General features: G+C 45.2%; 22 protein-coding genes and 1 other annotated feature. Of the genes, 6 read left to right on the top strand and 16 right to left on the bottom strand.

Going from position 1 to position 23,971, the window contains the following annotated elements; genetic code table 11:
- Positions 1-18: 18 nt before the first annotated feature.
- Entirely contained in the window at positions 19-1,092 is a 1,074-nt protein-coding gene (locus M3593_RS21195; protein ID WP_251544739.1) for a M42 family metallopeptidase, read from the bottom strand.
- A 200-nt stretch (positions 1,093-1,292) separates the two neighbouring features.
- Between M3593_RS21195 and M3593_RS21190 the strand changes: the two genes are divergently transcribed.
- On the top strand, positions 1,293-1,607 hold the full coding sequence (locus M3593_RS21190; protein ID WP_144477216.1) for a PepSY domain-containing protein: 315 nt from the start codon (positions 1,293-1,295) through the stop codon (positions 1,605-1,607).
- Between the two features lie 32 nt (positions 1,608-1,639).
- Here the strand turns inward: M3593_RS21190 and M3593_RS21185 are convergent, their stop codons facing one another.
- Positions 1,640-2,479 carry a YtnP family quorum-quenching lactonase gene (locus tag M3593_RS21185; RefSeq protein WP_144477213.1) on the bottom strand — a complete coding sequence of 280 codons (840 nt, stop codon included), beginning with the start codon at positions 2,477-2,479 and terminating at the stop codon, positions 1,640-1,642.
- Positions 2,480-2,811: 332 nt separating this feature from the next.
- Positions 2,812-3,456 (bottom strand): tRNA (guanosine(46)-N7)-methyltransferase TrmB, encoded by a 645-nt coding sequence (gene trmB, locus M3593_RS21180; protein WP_251544740.1) that lies wholly within the window; start codon positions 3,454-3,456, stop codon positions 2,812-2,814.
- Positions 3,457-3,603: 147 nt separating this feature from the next.
- Between trmB and M3593_RS21175 the strand changes: the two genes are divergently transcribed.
- The gene (locus tag M3593_RS21175) at positions 3,604-3,882 is read left to right on the top strand and encodes a YtzH-like family protein (RefSeq protein WP_144477207.1); all 279 of its coding nucleotides are present in this window, start codon (positions 3,604-3,606) and stop codon (positions 3,880-3,882) included.
- Positions 3,883-3,888: 6 nt separating this feature from the next.
- Here the strand turns inward: M3593_RS21175 and M3593_RS21170 are convergent, their stop codons facing one another.
- The 5 genes from M3593_RS21170 to thpR form a co-directional block, all read right to left on the bottom strand.
- Positions 3,889-4,662, bottom strand: a complete 774-nt coding sequence (locus tag M3593_RS21170) for a phosphotransferase family protein (RefSeq protein WP_144477204.1) — start codon at positions 4,660-4,662, stop codon at positions 3,889-3,891.
- 227 nt (positions 4,663-4,889) lie between these two features.
- The gene (gene pulA, locus M3593_RS21165) at positions 4,890-7,031 is read right to left on the bottom strand and encodes a type I pullulanase (RefSeq protein ID WP_251544741.1); all 2,142 of its coding nucleotides are present in this window, start codon (positions 7,029-7,031) and stop codon (positions 4,890-4,892) included.
- Positions 7,018-7,998 (bottom strand): diacylglycerol/lipid kinase family protein, encoded by a 981-nt coding sequence (locus tag M3593_RS21160; RefSeq protein WP_251544742.1) that lies wholly within the window; start codon positions 7,996-7,998, stop codon positions 7,018-7,020. The genes pulA and M3593_RS21160 overlap by 14 nt, the downstream gene beginning before the upstream one ends.
- 48 nt (positions 7,999-8,046) lie before the next feature.
- The gene (locus tag M3593_RS21155) at positions 8,047-9,018 is read right to left on the bottom strand and encodes an NERD domain-containing protein (protein ID WP_251544743.1); all 972 of its coding nucleotides are present in this window, start codon (positions 9,016-9,018) and stop codon (positions 8,047-8,049) included.
- A gap of 36 nt (positions 9,019-9,054) precedes the next feature.
- The gene (gene thpR, locus M3593_RS21150) at positions 9,055-9,630 is read right to left on the bottom strand and encodes an RNA 2',3'-cyclic phosphodiesterase (RefSeq protein WP_251544744.1); all 576 of its coding nucleotides are present in this window, start codon (positions 9,628-9,630) and stop codon (positions 9,055-9,057) included.
- A 222-nt stretch (positions 9,631-9,852) separates the two neighbouring features.
- Here thpR and cysK point away from each other — a divergent pair, with 222 nt between their 5' ends.
- Positions 9,853-10,788, top strand: coding sequence for a cysteine synthase A (cysK, locus tag M3593_RS21145; protein WP_144477190.1), 936 nt, complete (start codon positions 9,853-9,855; stop codon positions 10,786-10,788).
- Between the two features lie 740 nt (positions 10,789-11,528).
- Here cysK and speD read toward each other — a convergent pair.
- From speD to pepV, 3 genes are all read right to left on the bottom strand, one after another.
- Positions 11,529-12,383, bottom strand: a complete 855-nt coding sequence (speD, locus tag M3593_RS21140; RefSeq protein ID WP_251544745.1) for an adenosylmethionine decarboxylase — start codon at positions 12,381-12,383, stop codon at positions 11,529-11,531.
- 197 nt (positions 12,384-12,580) lie between these two features.
- The gene (dat, locus tag M3593_RS21135) at positions 12,581-13,435 is read right to left on the bottom strand and encodes a D-amino-acid transaminase (RefSeq protein WP_144477184.1); all 855 of its coding nucleotides are present in this window, start codon (positions 13,433-13,435) and stop codon (positions 12,581-12,583) included.
- 33 nt (positions 13,436-13,468) lie between these two features.
- The gene (gene pepV / locus M3593_RS21130; RefSeq protein ID WP_251544746.1) at positions 13,469-14,884 is read right to left on the bottom strand and encodes a dipeptidase PepV; all 1,416 of its coding nucleotides are present in this window, start codon (positions 14,882-14,884) and stop codon (positions 13,469-13,471) included.
- A 479-nt stretch (positions 14,885-15,363) separates the two neighbouring features.
- Between pepV and M3593_RS21125 the strand changes: the two genes are divergently transcribed.
- The gene (locus M3593_RS21125) at positions 15,364-15,585 is read left to right on the top strand and encodes a DeoR family transcriptional regulator (protein ID WP_079510115.1); all 222 of its coding nucleotides are present in this window, start codon (positions 15,364-15,366) and stop codon (positions 15,583-15,585) included.
- A 77-nt stretch (positions 15,586-15,662) separates the two neighbouring features.
- On the opposite strand, the gene M3593_RS21120 is transcribed toward M3593_RS21125, so the two are convergent.
- Entirely contained in the window at positions 15,663-16,379 is a 717-nt protein-coding gene (locus tag M3593_RS21120) for a pseudouridine synthase (protein WP_144477178.1), read from the bottom strand.
- 104 nt (positions 16,380-16,483) lie between these two features.
- Here M3593_RS21120 and M3593_RS21115 point away from each other — a divergent pair, with 104 nt between their 5' ends.
- Positions 16,484-16,732, top strand: a complete 249-nt coding sequence (locus tag M3593_RS21115) for a hypothetical protein (RefSeq protein ID WP_144477176.1) — start codon at positions 16,484-16,486, stop codon at positions 16,730-16,732.
- Between the two features lie 42 nt (positions 16,733-16,774).
- Here the strand turns inward: M3593_RS21115 and M3593_RS21110 are convergent, their stop codons facing one another.
- Positions 16,775-18,403, bottom strand: a complete 1,629-nt coding sequence (locus tag M3593_RS21110) for a putative polysaccharide biosynthesis protein (RefSeq protein WP_251544747.1) — start codon at positions 18,401-18,403, stop codon at positions 16,775-16,777.
- Between the two features lie 269 nt (positions 18,404-18,672).
- On the opposite strand from M3593_RS21110, the gene M3593_RS21105 reads away from it, so the two are divergent.
- The gene (locus M3593_RS21105; protein WP_144477170.1) at positions 18,673-19,941 is read left to right on the top strand and encodes a BaiN/RdsA family NAD(P)/FAD-dependent oxidoreductase; all 1,269 of its coding nucleotides are present in this window, start codon (positions 18,673-18,675) and stop codon (positions 19,939-19,941) included.
- 521 nt (positions 19,942-20,462) lie between these two features.
- On the opposite strand, the gene M3593_RS21100 is transcribed toward M3593_RS21105, so the two are convergent.
- The 3 genes from M3593_RS21100 to leuS all read right to left on the bottom strand — a co-directional run bounded on the left by M3593_RS21100 (position 20,463) and on the right by leuS (position 23,610).
- Positions 20,463-20,648: a sporulation protein Cse60 gene (locus tag M3593_RS21100; protein ID WP_144477167.1), complete on the bottom strand. Its 186-nt coding sequence runs from the start codon at positions 20,646-20,648 to the stop codon at positions 20,463-20,465.
- A 56-nt stretch (positions 20,649-20,704) separates the two neighbouring features.
- On the bottom strand, positions 20,705-21,016 hold the full coding sequence (locus M3593_RS21095) for a rhodanese-like domain-containing protein (protein WP_144477164.1): 312 nt from the start codon (positions 21,014-21,016) through the stop codon (positions 20,705-20,707).
- Between the two features lie 179 nt (positions 21,017-21,195).
- A complete protein-coding gene (leuS, locus tag M3593_RS21090) occupies positions 21,196-23,610 on the bottom strand; it encodes a leucine--tRNA ligase (RefSeq protein WP_144477161.1) in 2,415 nt (804 codons plus the stop codon).
- Between the two features lie 75 nt (positions 23,611-23,685).
- Positions 23,686-23,905: a binding site (T-box leader), on the bottom strand.
- Between the last annotated feature and the right edge of the window lie 66 nt (positions 23,906-23,971).

The following is a 23,971-nucleotide window of genomic DNA, read 5'->3' as shown; positions in this document are numbered from 1 at the left end:
CCCCTCATTTTGAGTAGATTAACTATTGTTTTTGATGGTTTCTACCGTTGTTTTATCAGCTGCTTTGACAAGTTTGACGAGCAATTCCTTCGCTGCCGCATAGTCATCGACATGGATCATGGACGCTGCTGTATGGATATAGCGTGAACAGATGCCAATGACCGCACTCGGGATTCCCTGATTGGAAGTATGGACTCTTCCTGCATCAGTTCCACCCTGGGAAACGAAGTACTGGTAAGGAATATCATTGGTTTCAGCCATGTCGAGGATGAATTCCCTCATACCTCGGTGAGTGACCATCGAACGGTCGAGAATTCTCAGCAATGTTCCCTTTCCAAGTTGGCCAAATTCATTTTTATCACCTGACATATCATTGGCCGGGCTCGCATCTAACGCAAAGAAGATGTCCGGGTCGATCATATTGGCAGCCGTCTGAGCGCCTCTTAAGCCGACCTCTTCCTGGACAGTCGCACCAGAGTAAAGCATATTTGGCAATTGGATGTCCTTTGTTTCTTTTAGCAATTCGATTGCCAGACCGCAGCCATAGCGGTTATCCCAGGCTTTTGCGAGAATCTTCTTTTCGTTTGCCATCGGCGTGAACGGACAGATTGGCACGATTTGCTGCCCTGGTTTAATCCCGATCCTGATCGCATCTTCCTTATCATCTGCACCGATATCTATCAGCATATTCTTGATTTCCATTGGTTTGTTGCGCTTCGACTCATCCAATAGATGAGGAGGGATCGATCCAATTACACCAGTAACTGGCCCATTTTTCGTAATGATCTGGACGCGCTGTGCAAGAAGCACCTGGCTCCACCAGCCACCAAGTGTCTGGAATCGGATCATTCCGTTTTTCGTGATCGAAGTTACCATGAAACCAACTTCATCCATATGTCCGGCGACCATGATTTTCGGGCCATCCGGATTTCCCTTTTTCACGCCAAATACACTTCCCAATTTATCCTGGATCAATTCATCAGAATATTGTCCAAGCTGCTCGCGCATAAATTTACGAACAGGATGCTCATTGCCCGGAGCTCCAGGCAATTCTGTCAAAGTTTCAAACAGGCTTAATGTTTGCTCGTTCATATGACTGCTCCTTTTAAAAAAGTTTAGGTTTGCTAAACATTATGTATACCATCCATTTTACAGAACATTTCCTCTGCTTGCCAGTCATATTCCTGCCAATCACATGAATAGTACGGTCATTAATCCTTTGCTCCAGCATAGGTATTTGTTATGATGAAGTTAACTTGAAATTCCATATATAACCTTGGAGGTACTTGACTATGAACTGGAAAGCCTTTGTCCTCGGCGTTGGCGCCGGCCTTGCTGGTGCATATGCAGTAAAGGAACTTGCCTCACAAAAAGAAACAGTCTCAGCTGAAAAAGTACTGAATGATGCAAAGGCCGCTTTTAAAAAATCCGGACCCATCAGCGGTTCATGGATCAATATGACGGTTGAAGCCTTCTCCAAACCGCCAATTGAATACCAGGTATACAAAGGCGGGGTCTCACGCAATGTTGACGGCAGGGTTGAGCAATATGAGTTTATCGCAGATGCAGCAACCGGTGCCATATTGGACGCCTACCCATTAAATTAGACGAAAAGAAACCCAGACCTGCCGCGGCAGGTCTATTTTTTTCTTTCAATGCTTTCAGTTATCTTCCCATCTTGGTCGAATTTGACGGCCCTGTACACAGAATCATGGTAAAAAGTAAACCAGGCGTTCCTGCTTATTCCATATTCCAGCCACTTCTGCTTGGCAAAAATCGAATCCATCGGATAATCATCGTACGCCATCACCCAGAGAGGGTTTTGATGAGCATGGGTCGGCATGATATCAGCCATGTGGACGACGGTTGAATCTCCATCCTCAATGATCAGTATTGAATGGCCATCACTGTGTCCTCCAGTGTGAATCATCTTGAGCGGCCCAAACGACCATTCTTTTTCAAAAGCCTCTACCTGCTGCTCGATTCCCTGCCAGTTTTCTCTCCAGTATGTACTCTTGGAACGGATATTCGGATTGCGCATTTCATCCCACTCGACCTGAGAAGTGATGATTTTTGCATTCGGAAAAACGGATGCCAGTTCACCATCGATCACTTTCGTCAATCCGCAGGCATGATCAAAATGCATATGCGTCATCAAAACAAAGTCAATGTCAGCGGCAGTCAGCCCCAATCGCTCCAGTTCCGCATCAAGGCTTGATTCTTCAAGGACACCAAAATTCCGTTTTTGCTTCTCATTCAGTTTCCCATTTCCAATCCCGCTTTCAACCAGGAAATTCTTTCCCTCTGCCTGAATAAGAATCGGGTCTGTCCTCAGTTCGATTTGATTTTTGTCATTCACTTCATATTTTCTGGTCCAAAGCGGTTTCGGTACAACGCCGAACATCGCTCCGCCATCCAGGTGGGTCACCCCGCCCTTCAGCCACTTTAGCTTAACATTTCCTAGCTCCAGATTTTCCATTGCCAATCCCCCTTTTTTCTTATGATTGTATCACTGGAATTTTAAATCTTTAAATAATTCAACTTCTATTTTGATTTTGATATAGAATCGCTGCTCATTTTTGGGGCTTCATTCCACGGAATTCTTTTAATTGGCGGAGTTCACAATATTATTGGCGATAATCTATTTTTATTCGGTGATTTTCAGATTTTATTGGCGAAAATAAATTTTTATTGGCGGCTTTCCAATTTTATTGGCGAAAATAAAATTAATTTGGCGAACTGAAATTTAATACGCCTTTTTTTCAATTTAAAAAACCGGTCGATGTAAAATCGCCGGTTCGATCGTCTTCATTATTCAGAAATAAATTGCACTTCACAGCGGTAAATCCGGCTGCCTCGTGACGAGAATTTTTCTTCGTATTCGGTCATGATATTGCCTTCGTAATCGCTATTGTGCAGGTCGAGGCTGACGTAATTCAGCTTCATGCCGTAATGTGAAAAGCTTACGAGCGAGTACTCGAACAGACCCTGATTATCCGTCTTGAAGTGGATTTCACCATTCTTCACAAGGATGGATTCGTATACTTCAAGGAAGGATTTGAACGTCAGTCTGCGTTTTTCATGACGCGTTTTTGGCCATGGATCAGAGAAATTCAAATAAACCCGGTCGACGTCCCCGCTTTCGAAATACTTGGCAAGTTCTGCTCCGTTCACATTCATCAGCTTGCAGTTTGGCAAGTCTTCTTCAATCAGCCTGTCCAGCGCGCTGACAATCACACTTTCCTGCAATTCAATGCCAATATAGTTAACATCCGGATTGGCTCTGGCCATCCCTGTAATGAATTGGCCTTTCCCGGTACCGATTTCGATGTGGAGCGGCTGATCCTTTTCAAAAACCTCTCCCCAATTGCCCCGATGGCTTTCCGGCTCCTGGATCACTAAATTCGAGTATTCCTGCAATTTATCTTTAGCCCAAGGCTTGTTTCTTAGTCTCATACTGACACCTCTGTACTATTTTCATTCGTTTCAAACAATATCATGCAACCCAGCGGTTTTCAAGGTGAAATTTCTCCCGGCTGCATAAACGTAAAAAGGAATCCACAATCTATAAGTGAATTCCTTTTAAAAGAAAGGGTGATCATTGTGCCTTTAAGCCACCATGACCAGGTAAATTTATTAAAGGATATATTAAGCAACCAGCACACTGACTGCTGCGGATCGGTTGCAGAGTATCAACAGCTGGAACGTCTGATTAAATCGCTGATGGTCAACACGAATGTGGATGGCAACATCAAAACGATCCTCCAGGATGTTTACCAGTATAGCCAGAACGGAGTAAATGCTTCCGACCTGGAACAGCATATCGAGACGAATCGGAATCAGTTATCCCAATGGGTCGATGATATCGGTCAATTCTCCTAAGAAAAATTAAAAAAGTGCCTTTAAGAAATCAATCCATTTTTCCATCTCTGGAATGCGATTCTGGTTCTTGTGCCATTGAATCGATGAAAGCGACTGGGCGAGCGCGTACCATTTCATTCGCAGCCTGAGGTTCTCTGTCAGGCTGATGCCGTACTTGTCCAGCCACGCTTCCCATTCCTCCAATGGTATATAGGAATAGAGGAGAAGCCCCAGATCGATGGCGGGATCAGCGATCATCGCGCCGTCCCAATCGATTAAATACAACTGGTTGTCTTCGGTAAGCAGCCAGTTGTTATGATTCACATCGCAATGGCAAACCACTTTTTCAGCGTGGTCGACATCGCCGACATATTCAGTCAGGAACTTCATCGCATCGATTACTGCAGGCTTCGTACGCAGTTCCACATCCAAATCTTCATTTAAGGCTTGAAGGAACATCTCGGGCTTCAGCGGACTCTTTCCCAGCCTTGTGAGCATCCCAAGAAGCGGATCTGACGCATGGATTTTCTTCAACAGCCTGGCCACACGGTCATTGTTCATATCCCCGGGCTTCAGCTCTCTTCCATTCATCCACTGCTGCGCCGTTATAACATCTCCGTTTTCTAACCTTTTAGTCCAAACAAGCTTGGGTACGATTCCTTCTGCGGAGAGTACAGCAAGAAAAGGGGATGAATTTCGTTTTAAAAACAGCCTTTGTTCTTCATGCTGTGCAAAATAGGCAGCACCGGTTGCGCCGCCAGCAGGAACGATCTCCCAATCCTGTCCAAATAAATGTTCCAAAGTTAGTCACCTTCATTTATCACTATTTCCCTTGTGCTGAAAACCGGAAATGGATTCTATAAAATCAAAAATCACCGTTGTTCTTATTATCGGAAATAAAAAGACAGCTATTGATAGGAAAATGCACACAATAGCTATCTTATAAATTTTATCCCCAGAGGCTCGGTACGTCAACCCCAACAGCACTAAATTAATATTGTTAAAAAGTTATCAAATCAAGGATCCTGCTATTTTGCCGCCACGAACAGTGAGCATGGCTCCAGCAAGACCTTATTCCCTTCCATATGGCGAAATGGCTCTGCAGACGCATTTTCATGGTCAACCAGGACATTCCATTTCGCCTCTTCCGGAAGTTCGGCCAGCTGCTGGTCCATTGAAGGATTGATCAGCACGATGATTTTTTCCCATCCTGCGCCTGCTTGCAGTTCATATCCGATCAACGGTGCCTGCAATGGCAAAAACGCCATTCGCCTGCGGATTTCTTCGCTGTCTCCAAGCCTGAAAGCTTCGTTCGCTTTTCGTATCGCAATGATCCCTTTGATGTAGCTGATATTATCCAGGTTTTCATCACGAAGGTCCCAATCTAGCCAGTTTATGTCGTTAGGAGATCGATAGCTGTTGCCGACTCCCTTCTTCGTCCTGAAAAATTCCTGGCCGCTGTGTAAAAACGGGATGCCCTGTGCCAGCAAGACCATCGATGTTGCCAGTCTGTGCTGCTTTTTCAAAATAGCATCCTCCACATCGGGAGTGCATATTTTCAGCTTATCCCACAAGGTATGGTTATCATGTGACTCAATGTAATTCACCGACTGGCCAGGCTGGAGGAACAGGCCGCTTTTCCGCTTGCCGATTCCAACGCTTCCTGCCATAACCTGTTTAGCTGCTTCCAGATACCGCTCATTTCCCAGTGCATATCCTTTGTCATAAATATTAAAGGTACTGCCCTTAATAGAATCTCGGAACCAGTCATTGAACTGGCCAATCCCCGGAAGCTTCCCCTGGTTGGCAATATTTGCTTTCCGGTCACCCGGCAGCGGGGTATTGAGATCCCAGCCTTCCCCAATAATCAGCATATGGGGTTTTACACCATCCACGGCCTTCCTGACGGCCGTCATCGTCTCAACGTCAAGGATTCCCATCAAGTCGAAACGGAAGCCGTCAACCTGGTACTCATTCAGCCAGAACAGGACTGAATCAACGATGTATTTCCTCACCATCAGTCTTTCAGAGGCGATATCGTTCCCCACTCCCGTTCCATTCGAGGGAAGACCATGTTCATCATGACGGAAAAAATAACCCGGGACTATTTTTTCAAAAGGGGAATCTTCCCGGATGTAGACATGATTATAAACCACGTCCATGATGACACCCAGATCCATTTTGTGTATCGCAGAAATCAGCTGCTTAAGTTCGGTTATCCGGCTGTAGGGATCTTCCGGATCCGTCGCATAGCTGCCATCTGGTACATTATAATGGACTGGATTATACCCCCAGTTATAGGAACCGAAAGTGTCCAGTTCATCTACCCCTTCGAAATCATGGAATGGAAGAAGCTCGATATGGGTGACACCGAGCTGGCGTATATATGCAAGGCCGGTACTCTCCCCCAACGGAGTCATGGTGTCCATTTCTGCAGCGCCCAGGTAGGTCCCCTTCCTGGAAGCCCCACTGTTCGGATGCATGGTCAGATCCCTGATATGGGCTTCATAGATAATCGCATCCACTGGATTTCTCAATGGAGTAAAACCGTCCTGTACATGGCTTGCTTTGGTTGGGTCGACCACAACTCCATATTCACCATTAACTGTTAAAGCGATTGCATACGGATCAACCGCCTCTCTCCATTCAAGATTGATACACACCAGGAACGAATAGCGATAAAGCTCCAGATTCCTTTCAACCGTAATGCTCCATACACCTTTCCCAGATCTTTTCATATTAATGAATTCAGGGTTTTGCCGATCATCCCGAAACAGCTTTAGCCTGATTTTCCCGGCGGTAGGAGCCCATAGCTTGAAAGTGCTTTTTTCAGGTGTATAGCTGACCCCAAGATCATTTCCCTCGTAAAAAAATAACCTGTCAAATTCCTCCGTACGGATGACTGCACCGATTTGCAGATCGGTTTCGCCGCCATGATCATCTGATACTTTATATGGTTTACCGATTTCCGGCCTGACACTGGCCAAACAAATATATTTCACTGTCTCCTCAAGGTATACCTTTTCCTGGATTGCCAAAGGCAAATCAACGCCCTCTCCTTTGAGCCGGAACTCTTTGGAGTCACCATCAAAATAAGAATAAGGCAGCAAAACTGTAATGAGATCTACTTGATCAAGATAGGCGTAAAACTCCCTTTCAACGGCAATCATTTATTTTCAACTCCTCGGTATGCCCTGGATGGTTTTTTTCTGTCAAAATCCTTGCTGCTTTTGGACATACATGGATTTTCAAAGGTGTATGCCCAATTGCTTCACCATCGGCATGGGCCAACACTGCCTCTGGTGATTCGATGGTAATGGACTTGCCGGTATATTGCTCAACTTCCTTGAACTTTGTGTGCTTTCCCCAGAAGACACTGGCGAAAACCAGCAGCAGCTTCCATCTGGAGATCCTGTGAACAACGGTAACATCGAGAATCGCATCATCCGGCAGAGCCTCCGGAGCGATCTTCATGCCCCCTCCGTAGTATGGCTGGTTCGAAACGGTCACAAACCACGCATTATCAAAATGAAACCCTCTCCCGTCAATCGTTATATAAAGAGGGAGGGTTCGGAAAGTGAGCAGTTTTTTTGCAAGAATATAAACATAGACAAGCCTGCCCAGCGAAACACGGTTCAGCAGCAGTTTCATCCTTGATTCATTGGATTCTTTTGCGACCGCGGCATCAAAGCCTACCCCCATATTATTCATGAAATAGGTTTCATGTAATTCCTTGTGCTGGATTTTTCCGAGGTCGATTTCAAAAGTCCGGGAATTGCTCTGGTCAATCACCAAACGCAATGCTTCGGATGCTTTTCGCGGAATGGAAAATCCCCTTGAAAAATCATTACCGGACCCGCCGGGAATGAAACCAATATTAATATTAGGATACGTTGCCGTGCCATTCACCACTTCATGCAGCGTACCGTCTCCCCCAACTGCCGTGATTGTTGCCTGCCTGCCGCTTAACTTGCGCGCGATTGACCCGGCGAGCTCTTCCGCATGTCCCGCTCGTTCGGTAAAAAAGGCAAGGTACGGGATATCCATGGTTTCGAGCTCTGCCTCTAGCCTTCTCCAAATCTCCCTGCAGCTCCCATTTTTCGCATTCGGATTGACGATGAAATAGGTTTTCTCCATATGACCAAACCTTTATCTATTTATTAGGTTCTTAACTTGCCAAATCTCTTACTTTTCTTCCCCAGGGCGGTTTTCCCATTCAAGTCTCCTGACCGATGTTGTCTGGCAAAATTGGAGCAGTACCTGTGCCGCTTTTAATTGCATATGCTTTAATGGAGATTTCATTCCTCTCTGGGCCAAGAACCATTCCTCGAAATTTCGTTTATCGATGAACTGCACCCCATATGGCGGCAAAGGATAGTCAAAGTAGCCGTTTCGGCTCAACAGCAATTTTTGCACAGGCAGATCCACCCCGTACATATCAAAAAGAGATTTGACGATTTTCTCTGTTCTGTTCAAGGCAATCAGCGGATTGAGGATTTTCGTTTCCTTATTTTTTGTCTTTTTTATCCAGAATCGGTCCTTCGAGCCGACAAAAGCAGCATCCTCTTCTGCTTCAACAAATGAAATACAAATAGCTGCAGAAGGAGTGACCAATACCAATTCTGCTTCAACCGGCGCTTTTTTCAGTAAAAAGATAGGTTTATATAAAATGAGGAAGGTATCCGGAAAACGCTGAAGCAAAAACTTCAGGGTCCGGTCATGGGTGAATTCTTTTGCGATAAAGGATCTTTCTATCAATGTGGAACTTGCCCACTTAAGCTGGAACGGCAGCAAATTATCGAGGAAATGCTGCTTCAATTCATCTTCTGTTTTAATGCTGCTGATAGAAGATAATGCATCGGCATCCATAAGAATGTCGTGGTCATCACTTTGTCCCGGGCTTTCAGGAACAATTTCCTCATCCTTTACTGTTCCGGGCTGGCGGATCCTGCTCTTGATTTTATCAAGGATAGAATCAGGCAGTTCTGGTGATGATTCGTTCTTTAAATCTTTATATGGCTGGCCATGTCCGTTCTCCCATTTCTCCTTCAATCCCTCCCATTGCTTTTTCTTCAGCCGGACATATCTCGAAGGATAAAGATAAATATCCTGGGCATAGCGTGATACATAGTCTTGTAGTTTGATTAATTGTGCCATAGATTGACCTGCCTTCGTACCTGTATCCCAGTGGCTTTATTTACCGGGAGCAAGCGGGAATTGTTTGATTGGTTCATATTTAGGACTTTTCCCCAGATGGGTCTTGTACAAAACGACCCTTCCGGCCTGAAAAGAAATTTGTTCGTTTTTAAATGTGTTCACTGCCTCAAGTGTTCCAGAGGAAAAAGGAGTTTCCCCCATCCATTTCCTGGCGATGGTAATATGAGGACTGAAGGGACGCTTTTCAAGGGTGAACCCTGAATCCAGGCAAGCTGAGAATACATCCTGCCTTACTCCCCTCAACTCCTGTGATTCTTCGAGCCCAGCCCAGAAAATCCGTGGTGCGTCTCTGCGGCCAAAAAAGCCAAGGTGATCGATTTTCATCTCAAATGGGGTCTTCAACTTTATAGCTGCTTCAATTCGTTCACTGGCAGCTTTCATTTTGTCATCAGGAGCATTCCCAAGAAACGCCAGTGTGATATGTAGATCCTGAGGATGGACCCAGGTTTTGAATGGTAATTCTTCCTGCAGGTGTTCGATTTTGCTCTTGAATACTTCTTTGACTTCCCCAGGAAGTTCAAGAGCATAGAAAAAATGAGCATGCTGTCCCATTAATGAAATACACCCTTTCTCGTCCACTTGAATTTATTGTAGCAAATGGCATGTAATATTGGCAGAAATTCCTTATGAACATTTATAATCCCTACAAGTTGATAGGAATAGTCTTTTTTTATATGATAAAGAGAAGTTAACATTATTTTTCAGTTGCTGATAATCAATTATTCACTTAGATGGAATACTAAAGCAATCGAGTACATTCAAGGAGGCTATCTTATGAGAGTCGTTAATAATATTGCAGCATTAATCGGTGAAACACCGCTGTTAAAATTAAACCGCCTGGCACCTGAGAGCGGAGCATCAGTTTATCTGAAGCTTGAATACTTCAATCCGAGCAAAAGTGTAAAAGACAGAGCTGCCTTTAACATGATCGTTACAGCAGAAAACGAAGGGAAGCTTAAGCCGGGCTCAACCATCATCGAGCCAACAAGCGGCAACACCGGAATCGGACTGGCGATGAATGCTGCGGCAAGAGGCTACAAAGCAATCCTCGTCATGCCCGATACAATGACAATGGAGAGAATCAACCTGTTAAAAGCTTACGGCGCAGAAGTCGTACTCACACCTGGAGATGAAAAAATGCCAGGTGCAATCAAAAAAGCAGAAGAGTTATTGAAGGAAATACCAGACAGCTATATGCCAATGCAGTTCGAAAATGAAGCTAATCCTGATGCCCACCGGATGTCAACGGCAAAGGAAATCATCGAAGCGATGAAGGAACTAAAAAAACCGCTCAGCGCGTTCGTGGCTACAGCTGGAACAGGAGGCACAATCACCGGAACGGGTGAGGCATTAAAAGAAGAATACCCAGACGTGGCAGTGCACGTTGTCGAACCAGCAGGGTCCCCTGTCCTGTCAGGCGGCAAGCCAGGGAAGCATAAACTGGTTGGCACAAGCCCCGGATTCATTCCCGAGATCCTTAATCAGGATGTTTACGAAAAGATCCATAAAATCGAAGATGAGGACGCCTACGAAACCGCAAGAAGGCTCGCCAGGGAGGAAGGAATCCTAGTCGGCCCATCATCAGGCGCCGCATGCTTCGCAGCCATCAATGTCGCAAAACAGCTTAAGCCAGATGAAGTCGTCATCTGCATTGCATGCGATACCGGGGAAAGATATCTTTCAAGCGATTTATTCCGGTTCGATGAGTAATCTATAGAGGACTCGCCATGAGATGGCGAGTTTTTTTATAGGAGATTCATACCTTCTTGGTGTTTTAGTACCCTTATGTGTTCGGTTTCTCCTGCATAAGGGTATCTCCCGGGCTTTTTCTTACCCTTATGCTTCCGGTTCCTCAGGCATAAGGGTACCTTTCCGGCTTTTTCTTACCCTTATGCTTCCGGTTCCTCTGGCATAAGGGTATCTCCCGGGCTTTATCTTGCCCTTATGCATCCGGTTCCTCTGGCATAAGGGTATCTCTCGGGCTTTATCTTGCCCTTATGCATCCGGTTTCTCTGGCATAAGGGTATCTCCCGGGCTTTTTCTTACCCTTATGCTTCCGGTTCCTCTGGCATAAGGGTATCTCCCGGGCTTTTTCTTACCCTTATGCATCAGATTTCTCTGGCATAAGGGTATCTCCCGGGCTTTATCTTACCCTTATGCATCCGGTTTCTCTGGCATAAGGGTATCTCCCGGGCTTTATCTTGCCCTTATGCATCCGGTTTCTCTGGCATAAGGGTATCTCCCGGGCTTTATCTTGCCCTTATGCATCCGGTTTCTCTGGCATAAGGGTTCCTTTCCGGCTTTATCTTACCCTTATGCATCCAGTTCCTCTACCATAAGGGTACCTTTCCGGCTTTGGGGTCTCTCTTGTACCGACAAAATGAAAAACTGCAGACAAACAATAGTTCGTCTGCAGTCTTAATGATTTATCAGCACATGTCTTCTTAGTGCTATTTGTCCATCTCTTCGTCTTCGTCTTCGTCTTCAAAAATCGTCCCCGAATGGAGTGTCACTCCGGACACGATTTCTTCCATTTCAGCTTGGATCCTTTCGGTGATTTCTTCCCGTTCCTCGGGGGACAAAGATTCTTTCGTATAGCCGAAAAGATAATTATCTAAATCAAATTCTCTTAGCTTGCATTTGGTATGGAAAATGTTTTCCTGGTAGACATTGATATCGACCATATCAAATTGATCTTTCACATTTTCCGGAATGTAGTTTTGAATCGAGCTTATGTCGTGGTCGATGAACAGCTTGTTCCCTTCTTTATCCCTTGTAAAGCCTCTTACCCTATAATCAATCGTCATCACATCGGTTTCGAAGGAATGGATAAGATAATTCAGGGCTTTCAGCGGTGTGATTTCTCCGCAGGTGGAGACATCGATATCGGCGCGGAATGTACTGATTCCTTCATCCGGGTGGAACTCCGGGTACGTATGGACCGTGATATGGCTTTTATCAAGCTGTAAAACTACATTGTCCGGAAGCGGCCCGGGCGATTCATCATACGCTTCATCCGGCACCTCGACGACCGGCCCTTCGGATACAAGGATGGTCACGCTGGCTCCCTGGGGCACGTAGTCCTGCTTGGCCACATTAAGGACATGTGCTCCAATGATATCCGCAACATGAGTAAGGATTTTGGTAAGCCGTTCTGCACTATACTGTTCATCAATATATTCAATATAAGCTTCACGTTCTTCCTTCGTCCTCGTATAACAGATGTCATACATATTAAAACTTAATGATTTTGTGAGATTATTAAATCCATGCAGTTCGATATGCTGTTCAGGTGTGAATTTCATATCTGTTCCCCCTGTTCGGTTTTCCTGCTGTACATTGTCTGAATGAACAAAAGCAGTCCTGGTGTTTTAAATATTTTTATGATACCCATTCCTGCCAAGAAAAAACAAAGCAAGCGATAATGGCAAAAGGGGTTCTGAACTGAAATGAATCTTACCGCATTAAAAAAACCTGCAGCTTTTAAGCCGCAGGTTCATGATCAGATATTTCCGCATTGGCGTTCGATTTCTGCTTTAAAAAGGGTTTGAAGCTTCCTCGTGACTGAACCAGGCTGCCCGTTTCCGACAGGTTTACCGGCCACCTCGACAACTGGCATAACTTCGACGGTTGTACCAGATGAGAAGACTTCATCGGCTGAAGATAATTCCTCAAGCGTATATGCTCGCTCCTCAAAAGGAATGCCTTCATTCCTGCAGATTTCCAACACCTTTTGCCGTGAAATGCCATTCAGAATATGGTTGTCAGCCTGGTGGGTGATGACCACACCATCTTTAACAATCGAGATATTGGAATGGCTGCCCTCCGTAACAGTTTCTCCGCGATGGAGAATAGCCTCGAAACAGCCTGCTTCTGCCGCTTTTTGTTTCGAAAGCAAATTACCTAGCAAGTTCAGGCTTTTGATGTCACAGCGAAGCCAGCGGATATCTTCGTCAAGGATAGCACGTACACCTTTCTCCATCGGATCCACAGGGCGCGGTACCTTGCGCGTATATGCAACAAAGGTTGTCGCCACTTCTTCGCCTGGAAAAACATGATTTCGGGGTGAAGTTCCCCTTGTGAATTGCATGTACACGGTTCCGGTTTCCACTTCGTTTTTCGAAATTAGCTCTTCCATTCTTGCTAAAAGTTCTTCAGGGCTGTACGGGAGCTTCATCCTGATTTTTTCGGCACTCTCTGCAAGCCGGTTCAAATGCTCAATCCCGGTGAACATCTTCCCGTTGTATACACGAATGACCTCGTATACGCCATCACCAAACTGATAGCCTCTATCCTCAATATCCACCTTGGCTTCGGTCCTGTCCAGCACCTTATCGTCTACAATTACATATTCCATTCGATTTCCCCTCCTTGATTTTTAAAAAAACTATTATTTTGCCAATTCATAAATAGCCTGCGCGTAGATCGCCGTTGCTCGCAAAAGGTCCTCAATGATCATATACTCATCCTTCTGGTGTGCGATATCAGGTCTGCCAGGGAACAGCGGGCCAAATGCAACGCCGGATTTCAGTGACCTTGCATAAGTTCCCCCGCCAATCGAGATCAGCTCAGCCTTTTCACCAACCTGCTCTTCGTAAACCTTTTTTAACGTCTGGATCAGGAAATCATTTTCATCGACATGATGCGGATTGGAATTCGAGAAATTCTCGATGGCCAATCCTTCAGCCTCCAAAAGCTGATGCAGGATTTCTTTCGTTTTTTCCAGATTCGTCGTAACCGGATAACGCATATTCAATCCGGCACGGCCCCCGGTCTCGCGGGTATATGAAAGTTTGCCGACATTGATCGTCAAGTCTCCGGTGATATCATCGGAAAATGCCACACCCAATTCCCTGCCTCGTGAATCCTTGCCCAGGTATTTAGCGGCAAACTGAAAGAATTTTTCACTGTCTCCATCAAGACTCAATTCCGAAAGGAAGGCAGACATGAAAAGTCCTGCATTTTTTCCGTTGTCAGGCTCCATGCCATGGGCTGAAACTCCTTCCAGCTCAAGGACTAGCCTGCCGCTCTCGACGGTCACCTTGCCATCCATTTCATTTTTTCGCTTAAATTCGTCAAAGCGCTGGACAATATCTGTCTGGCCCTGCTGAACAGCCAGCACAGCTTTTGCAAAATCAGGCACCATATTATATCGGCGTCCGGATGAAAATTCGATTACTTCGGCATCAAAGCCTTCTTTTTCTATACCAGCGGCCTTGCACACTAAATCATAATCAGCGATTCCTTTTTCAGCATAGATGATCGGAAAATCAGCATCCGGAGCGAATCCCATCGAAGGCATTTCTTCATGCTCAAAATAGTGGTCGACACAACGCCAGTCGCTTTCCTCATCTGTGCCAATGATCATTCTTACACGCTTATTAAGGGGCAAGCCCAATTCTTTGACGATTTTCATAGCATAATATGCTGCCATGGTTGGACCTTTGTCATCGATTGCGCCGCGGGCATAGATTTTCCCATCACGAATTTCAGCGCCATAAGGGTCGCTGGACCATCCATCCCCTTCTGGCACGACATCGACATGACAGAGAACACCCACAATATCATCTCCCTGCCCGAATTCGAGATGGCCGGCAAGATTGCCAACATTTTTGGCGGTAAAGCCATCCTTTTCACCCAATTGAAGCATGAAATCCAATGCTTCTTTTACACCTTCACCAAGCGGCGCGTCTGGAGTGCTGTTCTCTTCATCAAGAACACTCTTGATTTTCAACAGGTCCTGAGCATCTTTGATCAAATCCGCTTCTCTTTTCTCTACTTCCTTCGTCCAGTTGATCGAAGTCATGGTCAAAAACCTCCAAATGAGAGTTATATGTATATCTTTCTTTCCCCTGAAAGGATTCACCTAAGCGGGAAGATGTTCTTATTGTACCGCAAATCCCCACTTGAAAACTTGAATTTTATTTTACTCCTTCCATTCGCTATTCGTAAACTTTCAACCTCAATAAACTTTTCAAATTTTCTAACAACTGTCATATTTAGCCTGTTTAAAACCATATCGTTAAGTATATAAACCATATAGAGGGAGGCAGATAAATAACTAATTGTTAAATTTTCATAAAAAACAGTGAATAATCTGGAATTTTGTATTATTTAAGTGTAAAATAGTCCAAAAGGTAGGACATCTTATGACTTCCTTTTTAAAATGGACGCAAAAGGAGCTGTCTGGAAAGAAGAAAACTACATACTTGAGGATTCGTCTTCAATCAAAGTCGGTTGCAGGAAAATGACAAAGGGGTTTAAAAAAGGATAGGGAGTGGTTGTTTGAAACCTTCGACTAACCGGATGATAAACCGCATCAAATCCATCTACATGTATATATGTCAGAATGGAACTGTCACAACTCAAGATCTTGTAGAGGAATTCGGAATTACTCCTCGAACCATCCAGAGGGATTTGAATGTCCTGGCTTATAACGACTTAGTGAAAAGTCCGAGCCGAGGTAAATGGACAACGACCCGGAAAAAAGTAAAGATGTCGTCATAGCAGAAAAATAGAAACGTATGGCACTAAACAATTAAAAATAAGAAAAAAATCGCCGGGGGAGCACCCTCGGCGATTTTTTATACTTCATAGTTTTGCAGCATTTCGACTTCTTCGTCGGTAAGCTCCCTGTACTCTCCAAGTTCGAGTGTTTCATCAAGCTCAAGCGGGCCCATCGACAATCTCTTCAGGTATACAACCCTTTTCCCCACTGCCTGGAACATCCTCTTCACCTGATGGAACTTCCCTTCTGTAATAGTCAGTTCGATATCGGAAGTCAAACCGGATTTTAAGATGACAAGCTCCCCAGGTTTTGTCTCATAGCCGTCATCAAGGGTGACACCCTGTTTAAATGCTTCAATGTCCGCTTCTGTTACTTCCCCCTCGATCACTGCAAAATACGTTTTCGGAACATGCTTTTTAGGCGATAGCAGCCTGTGGGACAACTGTCCGTCATTCGTGATCAATAGCAGGCCTTCCGTATCCTTATCAAGCCTTCCGACCGGAAAAGGCTCAAAGACCAAATCCTCCATCTCAAGCAGGTCGATGACCGTCTCATCATGGTTGTCTTCAGTTGCAGAGATGACACCAGGCGGCTTGTTCATCATCAAATAAATAAACTCTCGATAATGAATTTCCTCTCCATTCAAAGTGATGAAGTCTTTTTCAGGGTCAACATGCTGTTTAGCATCCTTGATGGCTTCGCCATTCACTTTAACAGCACCATCTTTTAAAAGTTTTTTCACATCTTTCCTGCTCCCATATCCAAGGTTGGAAAGCACTTTATCTATTCTCATGGTATACCCCCTCTAATTCACATGGGCATAAGCCCATTCCATTTCCTTTTGCCATACATAGACTAATATCATAATTTACATCAGATTACGAGGAGATGACCTTAATGAATTACCGACAGCAAGGGCAAGGCTTGTACATTCCCCTTCCCGGAGTGCCAGGCGGAGGCTATCCAGGAGGTGGATATCCTGGTGGCGGATATCCTGGCGGCGGAGGCCAATTTAATCAGAGGCTCAACCAGCTCGAAAGGCAAATCCAAAGATTGAACAATCAGATCGACCGGCTGGACCGCAGGGTCGACAGGATTGAGCGCCGTCTGAACATCCGCGACAATGACCAGCAGTTTTACTATTAGGATGCATTAAAAATGGCCTTCATAAACGAAGGCCATTCTTTATTAAACCGGCAGCCTTAATTTGCGCTTGATTTTTGTGACCCGATCCCCAAAGAGCTTGTCCACCAGTTTGGTCCGGAAACCAAGATAAAAATACACACCCGCACCTACAACAGCAGAAATAACAATGATCATAATGGATTCGAACTTTCCTGCCGGTGACAGGAACTGGACAAGCACTCCATAGAAGGCAGCCGTTACGCCTGCCATTAACCCTGAGAACACAAGGATCAGGATAATCCTTCTCGTTACAAATCCCATTGGATACCTTGCGAACTTTTTGATCACCACCATATTGATGATGATTGCAACAATGTAACCTATCGCAGTAGAGATCACTGCCCCCTGTGTTTCATACAGCTTGATCAACGGCATGTTAAGGCTCAATTTTACCAGCAAACCCGTCAACAGGCTTAAAATCGTAAAACGCTGTTCATTGATTCCCTGCAGGATTGCCGCTGTTACGGAAAATAGCGCAAACAGGATGGCAACTGGGGCGTATGTGGCCAGTACTTCTGTTCCAAGATCATTATGTGCATAGAAGACGGTATACATTGGTTCCGCCAGAAGGGCAATTCCAACTGCAGCAGGCACAGTCAGATACATCAGGACCTGGAACGTTTGGTCAAGCTGCCTCCTCATTCCCTTACGGTCGTTCTCCGTAAAAGCTTTCGTGATGCTTGGCACCAGCGTCAATGAAAAAGCCGTAGCCAGAGAAACTGGAATGATCACTAGCTTATGGGATTGGAAATTCAGCACTGAAAACGCCGTATTCGCTTCATTCTGGCTATTCCCAATTGCCATCATCGCTCTGTTGAAGGTCATCATATCAATAAACTGGAACAAAGGATTGGCAATCCCGACAAATACAAATGGCGCTGCATAAAGAAGGATTTCCTTATAAATGTCCTTCAAGGAAATATCCATCGTCTTTTTATCTTCTTCCAGCAATTTATCCAAATGCGGTTTTCTTTTGACCCAATACCAGCCAAGCACCCCAAGACTGCCGAGTGCACCTATGAACGCAGCAAACGTAGCTACGCTGACCGCGGTAACCATATCACCTTCAATTACGTTCAGAACAAAAAATGCACCTGCAAGGACGAAAACAATCCTTACAATTTGCTCTACCACTTGCGATACGGCTGATGGTCCCATCGATTGATGTCCCTGGAAGAAACCGCGGATCAAGCTCATGAATGGAACAACGATCAGCGCGAAACTGACTGCCCGTATCACCGTTGTCACATCTTCAGCCGTTATTTTCGCATTTTCTTCCCCACTAGTGTTCATGACTATATCAGCCAGACCCGGAGCCGTTACATACATGATCAGGAACGACAAAATGCCTGTCGCAAGCATGACAGCGACTCCTGATTTGAATAACTTCCTGCCGACGGCATACTCCTCAAGAGCATTATATTTTGCTATGAACTTTGAAACAGCCAGCGGCACACCGGCTGTGGCGATGCTTATGAAAATTGTATATGGAATGTAAGAGAACGAATATAGGGCGGTCCCATAATCTCCTACGATCGCAAAAAAGGGAATAACATAAAACAATCCCAGTACTTTGGATAAAATCGTGCCAATTGTCAGTATGAACGTCCCTCGTAATAGCTTAGATGACATATAATCCCTACTTTTCAATCTATAAAATAAAATCAGTTTACAAACTTGTATTTTACCATAAACACTATCCGGCACTATGATATTTATCAACGGATGCAGAAATTTCCTGCATTCCCTAGTTTACTCCTTCTTCAGCCTGACTGCCAGTTTTCAGGCTGAAGAGATTTGAATTTCTCAGTCAGGGAAATGTTTTTAAAGAAGAGATGCATTATAATAAGAAAAGTGCGCAACTGCATTTATAAATAGTGAAACGAAAAGTTGGTGAAGCAATGAAATACGATGTAATCGTCCTTGGCGGCGGGCCTTCTGGCTTGATGGCTGCGATTGCTGCTGGCGAGAAAGGTGCAAAGGTGCTGCTGATCGATAAAGGGGACAAGCTCGGCCGAAAGCTGGCCATCTCCGGCGGCGGACGCTGCAATGTGACAAATCGCCTCCCTGTCGATGAAATCATTAAACATATACCCGGAAACGGGCGATTCCTATACAGTGCCCTTTCGATTTTCAGCAATGAGGATATCATTTCATTTTTTGAAGGGCTCGGAATCAAGCTGAAAGAAGAGGACCATGGCCGGATGTTCCCAGTCACAGATAAAGCCCAATCGGTTGTCGATGCTCTTTTATCAAAGCTAAGAGAGTTAAAAGTAGAAATTAAGACAAATACTCCTGTGGCCGATGTGCATTACAGGGACGGAAAAGTTGATTCAGTGGAATTAAAAAATGGAGACAGGATTTTAGCAGACAGCGTGATCATCGCAGTAGGCGGGAAATCCGTTCCCCATACCGGTTCGACTGGTGATGGATACGCCTGGGCGGAAAAAGCAGGCCACACCATCACCACCCTGTTCCCTACAGAAGTGCCCGTAACCTCTTCTGAACCCTTTATTAAGGAGAAGATTTTGCAGGGGCTTTCCTTGAGAGGGATTGCGCTCAGTGTCCTGAACCCTAAAGGAAAGGCGCTTATCACACACAAGATGGACATGATTTTCACCCATTTCGGAATCAGCGGCCCTGCCGTGCTTCGCTGCAGCCAGTTCGTCGTCAAAGCGATGCAAAAGTGGAATCTGAAAGAGATCGTCATGTCCCTGGACGCTCTTCCTGACATGAAGGAAGAAGAATTGTTCCAGGAAATCAATAAGTTGATAAAAGCTGAGCCAAAAAAAGCGCTGAAAAATCTGCTTAAGGGACTTTTGCCTGAACGCTATTTATTGTTCCTGTTTGAGCGGAATGAAATTGACCCAGCAATGCAGGGCGGACAGCTGGGACATGAAAAGATCAGGAACTTTGCGAGTTCGGTGAAACAATTCGAGTTCAAAGTCAACGGCACTCTGCCGCTTGATAAAGCATTCGTCACCGGCGGCGGCGTATCCGTCAAAGAAGTCGAGCCGCAAACAATGGCATCCAAGAAAGCAGAAGGACTATATTTCTGCGGGGAAATCCTCGATATCCACGGATATACAGGAGGATACAATATCACATCCGCGCTAGTTACCGGAAGGCTCGCCGGAACCAATGCAGCTGGATTTGCGCTGAGGAAATAGAGATTTGTATTTAGTGTCCACACGCACTTTGCGTGGTGGACACTTTTTTTGTTTTTTTCTGTTTTTCTGTCCGTCATGGGATTGATGAAGGACACTTTTTCTCGGTTTCCATCCGTTTTTGTCCGTCATGGACCTGATGACGGACACTTTTGCTAGGTCTCCATCCGTTTTTGTCCGTCATGGACCTGATGACGGACACTTTTTCTCGGTTTCCACCAGCTTTTGGCCATCATAGACTGGATGACGGACATTTTTGCTAGCTCTCCATCTATTTTTGTCCGTCATGGACCTGATGACGGACACTTTTGTTCGGTTTCCACCAGCTTTTGGCCGTCATAGACTGGATGACGGACATTTTTGCTAGCTCTCCATCTATTTTTGTCGGTCATGGAGCTGATGACGGACACTTTTGTTCGGTCTCCATCAGCTTTTGTCCATCATGGCTTGGATGACGTACACTATTCCCCGTTAGTACCTTGTCACGAATCTTTTTCACATAAAAACAGAGCCTGATTCAAGGCTCAGGCTCTGTATACAATCATGGCTGAAAAACAGTAAATCTGCTCTTCATCCTCTTCTTCAGGTATGACCGCGACATTGTATTTAATGTCGAGCAGTTTTTTTTCATCTAGTTTTTCAAGAAACACGTTCATATCCTGTTCGAGATCTTTTTCATGCTCATGATCAAACACTCTGACCTGGATCAAGGTAATCTTCCTTCCTTTTTACCATCCATTCTGGCCAGATTTTCAGAATTTTATAATTATGGGCGCTTTGTTTCTCCGCCCCAGCTCATCATGCCGCCAACCATGTTACGGACTTTGTAGCCTTGCTCGTTCATGTAGTGGCAGACATTGCCGCTGCGTGCGCTTGAACGGCAGATGAAGATATATTCCTTGTCCTTGTCGAATTCGTTCATTCTTTCAGGGATTTCGCCCATTGGGATGTGCTTGGCTCCAGGGATCATGCCGGATTCAACTTCGTCATGTTCACGTACGTCAACCATTTCAAGCTTTTCGCCTGCTTCCAGTTTCTTTTGAAGCTCTTCAGTTGAGATTGTTTCAATTTTATTCATAAGTCATTTCCTCCAATTTCCAATAAAATTTATCCTTATTATTCAAGGATCCAATACCATATTGTATTTTCCCCTATTTATTATATAAAAACTCTTTTTATAATACAAAGGAAAAACCTCATGGGGTATTTCAATTTTATAAAACAAAGGACCGCAAAAGCGATCCTTTGCAAAACGTATTAGTTAGCGACAATGTTGACAAGCTTTCCTGGTACTGCGATCACTTTGCGGACTGTCTTACCGTCGATTTGTTCTTTAACGGTATTATCGCCCATAGCAATCTGCTCAAGAGTCTCTCTGTTGGCATCGGCAGGTACCATCATTTTTGCTTTGATTTTGCCGTTCACCTGGACAACGATTTCGACTTCGTCATCAACAAGCTTGGCTTCATCATATGCTGGCCATGCTGCATAGGTGATAGACTCGCTGTGCCCAAGCTTTTCCCAAAGCTCTTCTGTGATATGCGGTGCAATCGGAGCAAGCATTTTCACAAATCCTTCTACATATCCCTTAGGAAGTTCCTCAGCTTTGTATGCTTCGTTGATGAAGACCATCATCTGTGAGATCGCTGTGTTGAAACGAAGTCCTTCATAGTCTTCTGTTACTTTTTTAACCGTCTGGTGGTAGACTTTTTCAAGGTTTTGGTTTTCCACATCCTTGATCTTCGAGCTCAGGCTTCCGTTTTCATCGACGAACAGGCGCCAGATACGGTCAAGGAATCGGCGTGATCCATCAAGTCCATTTGTTGACCATGCAATCGATGCCTCCAGCGGTCCCATGAACATTTCGTAAAGGCGAAGTGTATCCGCACCGTGGCTTCCGACGATTTCATCCGGGTTGACGACATTGCCTTTTGATTTACTCATTTTTTCATTATTTTCACCAAGGATCATCCCCTGGTTGAAAAGCTTCTGGAATGGCTCTTTCGTATGGACAACACCCACATCGTAAAGAACCTTGTGCCAGAAACGAGCGTAAAGCAAGTGAAGTACTGCGTGCTCCGCGCCTCCAATGTAAATATCGACAGGCAGCCATTGCTTTAATTTTTCTTCATCGGCAAGCGCCTGATCATTCTTCGGATCGATGTAGCGAAGGTAATACCAGCAGCTGCCAGCCCATTGCGGCATGGTGTTCGTTTCCCTGCGGCCCTTTTTGCCTGTTTCAGGGTCAACCACATTCACCCAGTCAGCGATATTGGCAAGCGGGGACTCGCCTGTGCCTGATGGCTTGATTTCAGTTGTTTTAGGAAGGACAAGTGGCAGCTGATCATCTGGAACTGCTGTCATTGTGCCATCTTCCCAGTGGATGATTGGAATCGGCTCACCCCAGTAACGCTGGCGGCTGAACAGCCAGTCGCGAAGGCGATATGTGACCTTCTTTGTACCAATGCCTTTTTCTTCAAGCCAGGCAATCATCTTGCTGATGGCATCTTCCTTATTCATGCCGTCAAGGAATTCAGAGTTTACATGATCACCGTCGCCAGTATAGGCTTCTTCCTGGACGTTTCCGCCGGCTACAACTTCCTTGATTTCCAACTCGAATTTTTTAGCAAACTCGTAGTCGCGCTCGTCATGCGCAGGAACTGCCATGATTGCGCCAGTTCCGTATGACGCAAGAACATAGTCTGCGATCCAGATTGGCATTTTTTCGCCGTTTGCTGGATTGATCGCATAAGCCCCGGTGAAGACTCCAGTTTTGTCTTTTGCTAAATCGGTACGCTCAAGATCGCTCTTGCTCTTGATTTCATCAATATATTTTTCTACTGCAGCTTTTTGTTCAGAAGTAGTGATTTTATCAACCAATTGATGCTCTGGTGCAAGCACCGCGTAAGTTGCGCCGAACAGTGTATCCGGACGGGTTGTGAAAACCGTGAATGTTCCCTCATGTCCTTCGATGTTGAAAGTGATTTCCGCACCTTCTGAACGGCCAATCCAGTTGCGCTGCATATCCTTCAGGCTCTCCGGCCAATCAAGTAAATCAAGATCCTCAAGAAGACGGTCTGCATACGCAGTGATCTTCAGCATCCATTGCCTCATCGGACGGCGTTCCACCGGATGTCCGCCGCGCTCGCTTTTACCATCGATTACTTCTTCGTTCGCTAAAACTGTTCCAAGTGCCGGGCACCAGTTAACAGCGACTTCGTCAATGTACGCTAGCCCTTTTTCATAAAGCTTAAGGAAAATCCACTGAGTCCACTTGTAGTATTCAGGGTCAGTCGTGTTGACTTCGCGGTCCCAGTCGTATGAAAAGCCTAATGCCTTGATCTGGCGGCGGAACGTGTTAATGTTCTTCTCCGTAAATTCTGCCGGGTCATTCCCTGTATCAAGTGCATACTGCTCTGCCGGCAGTCCGAATGCGTCCCAGCCCATTGGATGAAGGACGTTGAATCCCTGCATCCTTTTCATGCGGGAAAGGATGTCTGTTGCCGTATATCCTTCCGGGTGTCCAACGTGAAGGCCGGCACCTGATGGATACGGGAACATATCAAGCGCGTAAAACTTCTCTTTCCCTTTATCTTCAGTTGTTTTGAACGTTTTGTTCTGTTCCCAATAAGCTTGCCATTTTTTCTCGATTTCCTGATGGTTGAAACTCATCGTCATGTCCTCCTGTTTGGTTTCGATTTATTTTAGCGGATGAATTTTTGCAAATAAAAAACTCCCGCCCCTGTAAAAAGGGACGAGAGGTTATGTATGATCTCCCGCGGTACCACCCAAATTAGTGTGTAACACTCGCTTCATTCATCCTTAACGCGGAAAACGGCAAACGCTACTTGTGTGTTCACGTCTGCGACTCAAAGGCGAGTTCATGATGGTCCCGTCTGGCTTGCACCAACCGCCAGCTCTCTTCCTCAGGTTTATCACCACTACTACTCCTTGTCGAAGTCTTTCATTATGATATAGGGATATTGTAATAAAATTCCCTTGCAGATGCAAGCAGGGAGGAAAATAAATGATT

It is taken from the genome of Mesobacillus sp. MER 48 (assembly GCF_023714225.1).
GTDB lineage: Bacteria > Bacillota > Bacilli > Bacillales > Cytobacillaceae > Mesobacillus > Mesobacillus oceanisediminis_A.
Note: the sequence above shows the minus strand (reverse complement) of the source record. Positions and strands in the feature narration are given on the sequence as shown.

Bases quoted from the DNA above. Each gene is read 5' to 3' on its own strand.
- M3593_RS21195 (WP_251544739.1), bottom strand. From the start codon at position 1,092: ATGAACGAGCAAACATTAAGCCTGTTTGAAACTTTGACAGAATTGCCT.
- M3593_RS21190 (WP_144477216.1), top strand. From the start codon at position 1,293: ATGAACTGGAAAGCCTTTGTCCTCGGCGTTGGCGCCGGCCTTGCTGGT.
- M3593_RS21185 (WP_144477213.1), bottom strand. From the start codon at position 2,479: ATGGAAAATCTGGAGCTAGGAAATGTTAAGCTAAAGTGGCTGAAGGGC.
- trmB (WP_251544740.1), bottom strand. From the start codon at position 3,456: ATGAGACTAAGAAACAAGCCTTGGGCTAAAGATAAATTGCAGGAATAC.
- pulA (WP_251544741.1), bottom strand. From the start codon at position 7,031: ATGATTGCCGTTGAAAGGGAGTTTTACGCCTATCTTGATCAAGTAGAT.
- M3593_RS21160 (WP_251544742.1), bottom strand. From the start codon at position 7,998: ATGGAGAAAACCTATTTCATCGTCAATCCGAATGCGAAAAATGGGAGC.
- M3593_RS21155 (WP_251544743.1), bottom strand. From the start codon at position 9,018: ATGGCACAATTAATCAAACTACAAGACTATGTATCACGCTATGCCCAG.
- thpR (WP_251544744.1), bottom strand. From the start codon at position 9,630: ATGGGACAGCATGCTCATTTTTTCTATGCTCTTGAACTTCCTGGGGAA.
- cysK (WP_144477190.1), top strand. From the start codon at position 9,853: ATGAGAGTCGTTAATAATATTGCAGCATTAATCGGTGAAACACCGCTG.
- speD (WP_251544745.1), bottom strand. From the start codon at position 12,383: ATGAAATTCACACCTGAACAGCATATCGAACTGCATGGATTTAATAAT.
- dat (WP_144477184.1), bottom strand. From the start codon at position 13,435: ATGGAATATGTAATTGTAGACGATAAGGTGCTGGACAGGACCGAAGCC.
- pepV (WP_251544746.1), bottom strand. From the start codon at position 14,884: ATGACTTCGATCAACTGGACGAAGGAAGTAGAGAAAAGAGAAGCGGAT.
- M3593_RS21120 (WP_144477178.1), bottom strand. From the start codon at position 16,379: ATGAGAATAGATAAAGTGCTTTCCAACCTTGGATATGGGAGCAGGAAA.
- M3593_RS21115 (WP_144477176.1), top strand. From the start codon at position 16,484: ATGAATTACCGACAGCAAGGGCAAGGCTTGTACATTCCCCTTCCCGGA.
- M3593_RS21110 (WP_251544747.1), bottom strand. From the start codon at position 18,403: ATGTCATCTAAGCTATTACGAGGGACGTTCATACTGACAATTGGCACG.
- M3593_RS21105 (WP_144477170.1), top strand. From the start codon at position 18,673: ATGAAATACGATGTAATCGTCCTTGGCGGCGGGCCTTCTGGCTTGATG.
- M3593_RS21095 (WP_144477164.1), bottom strand. From the start codon at position 21,016: ATGAATAAAATTGAAACAATCTCAACTGAAGAGCTTCAAAAGAAACTG.
- leuS (WP_144477161.1), bottom strand. From the start codon at position 23,610: ATGAGTTTCAACCATCAGGAAATCGAGAAAAAATGGCAAGCTTATTGG.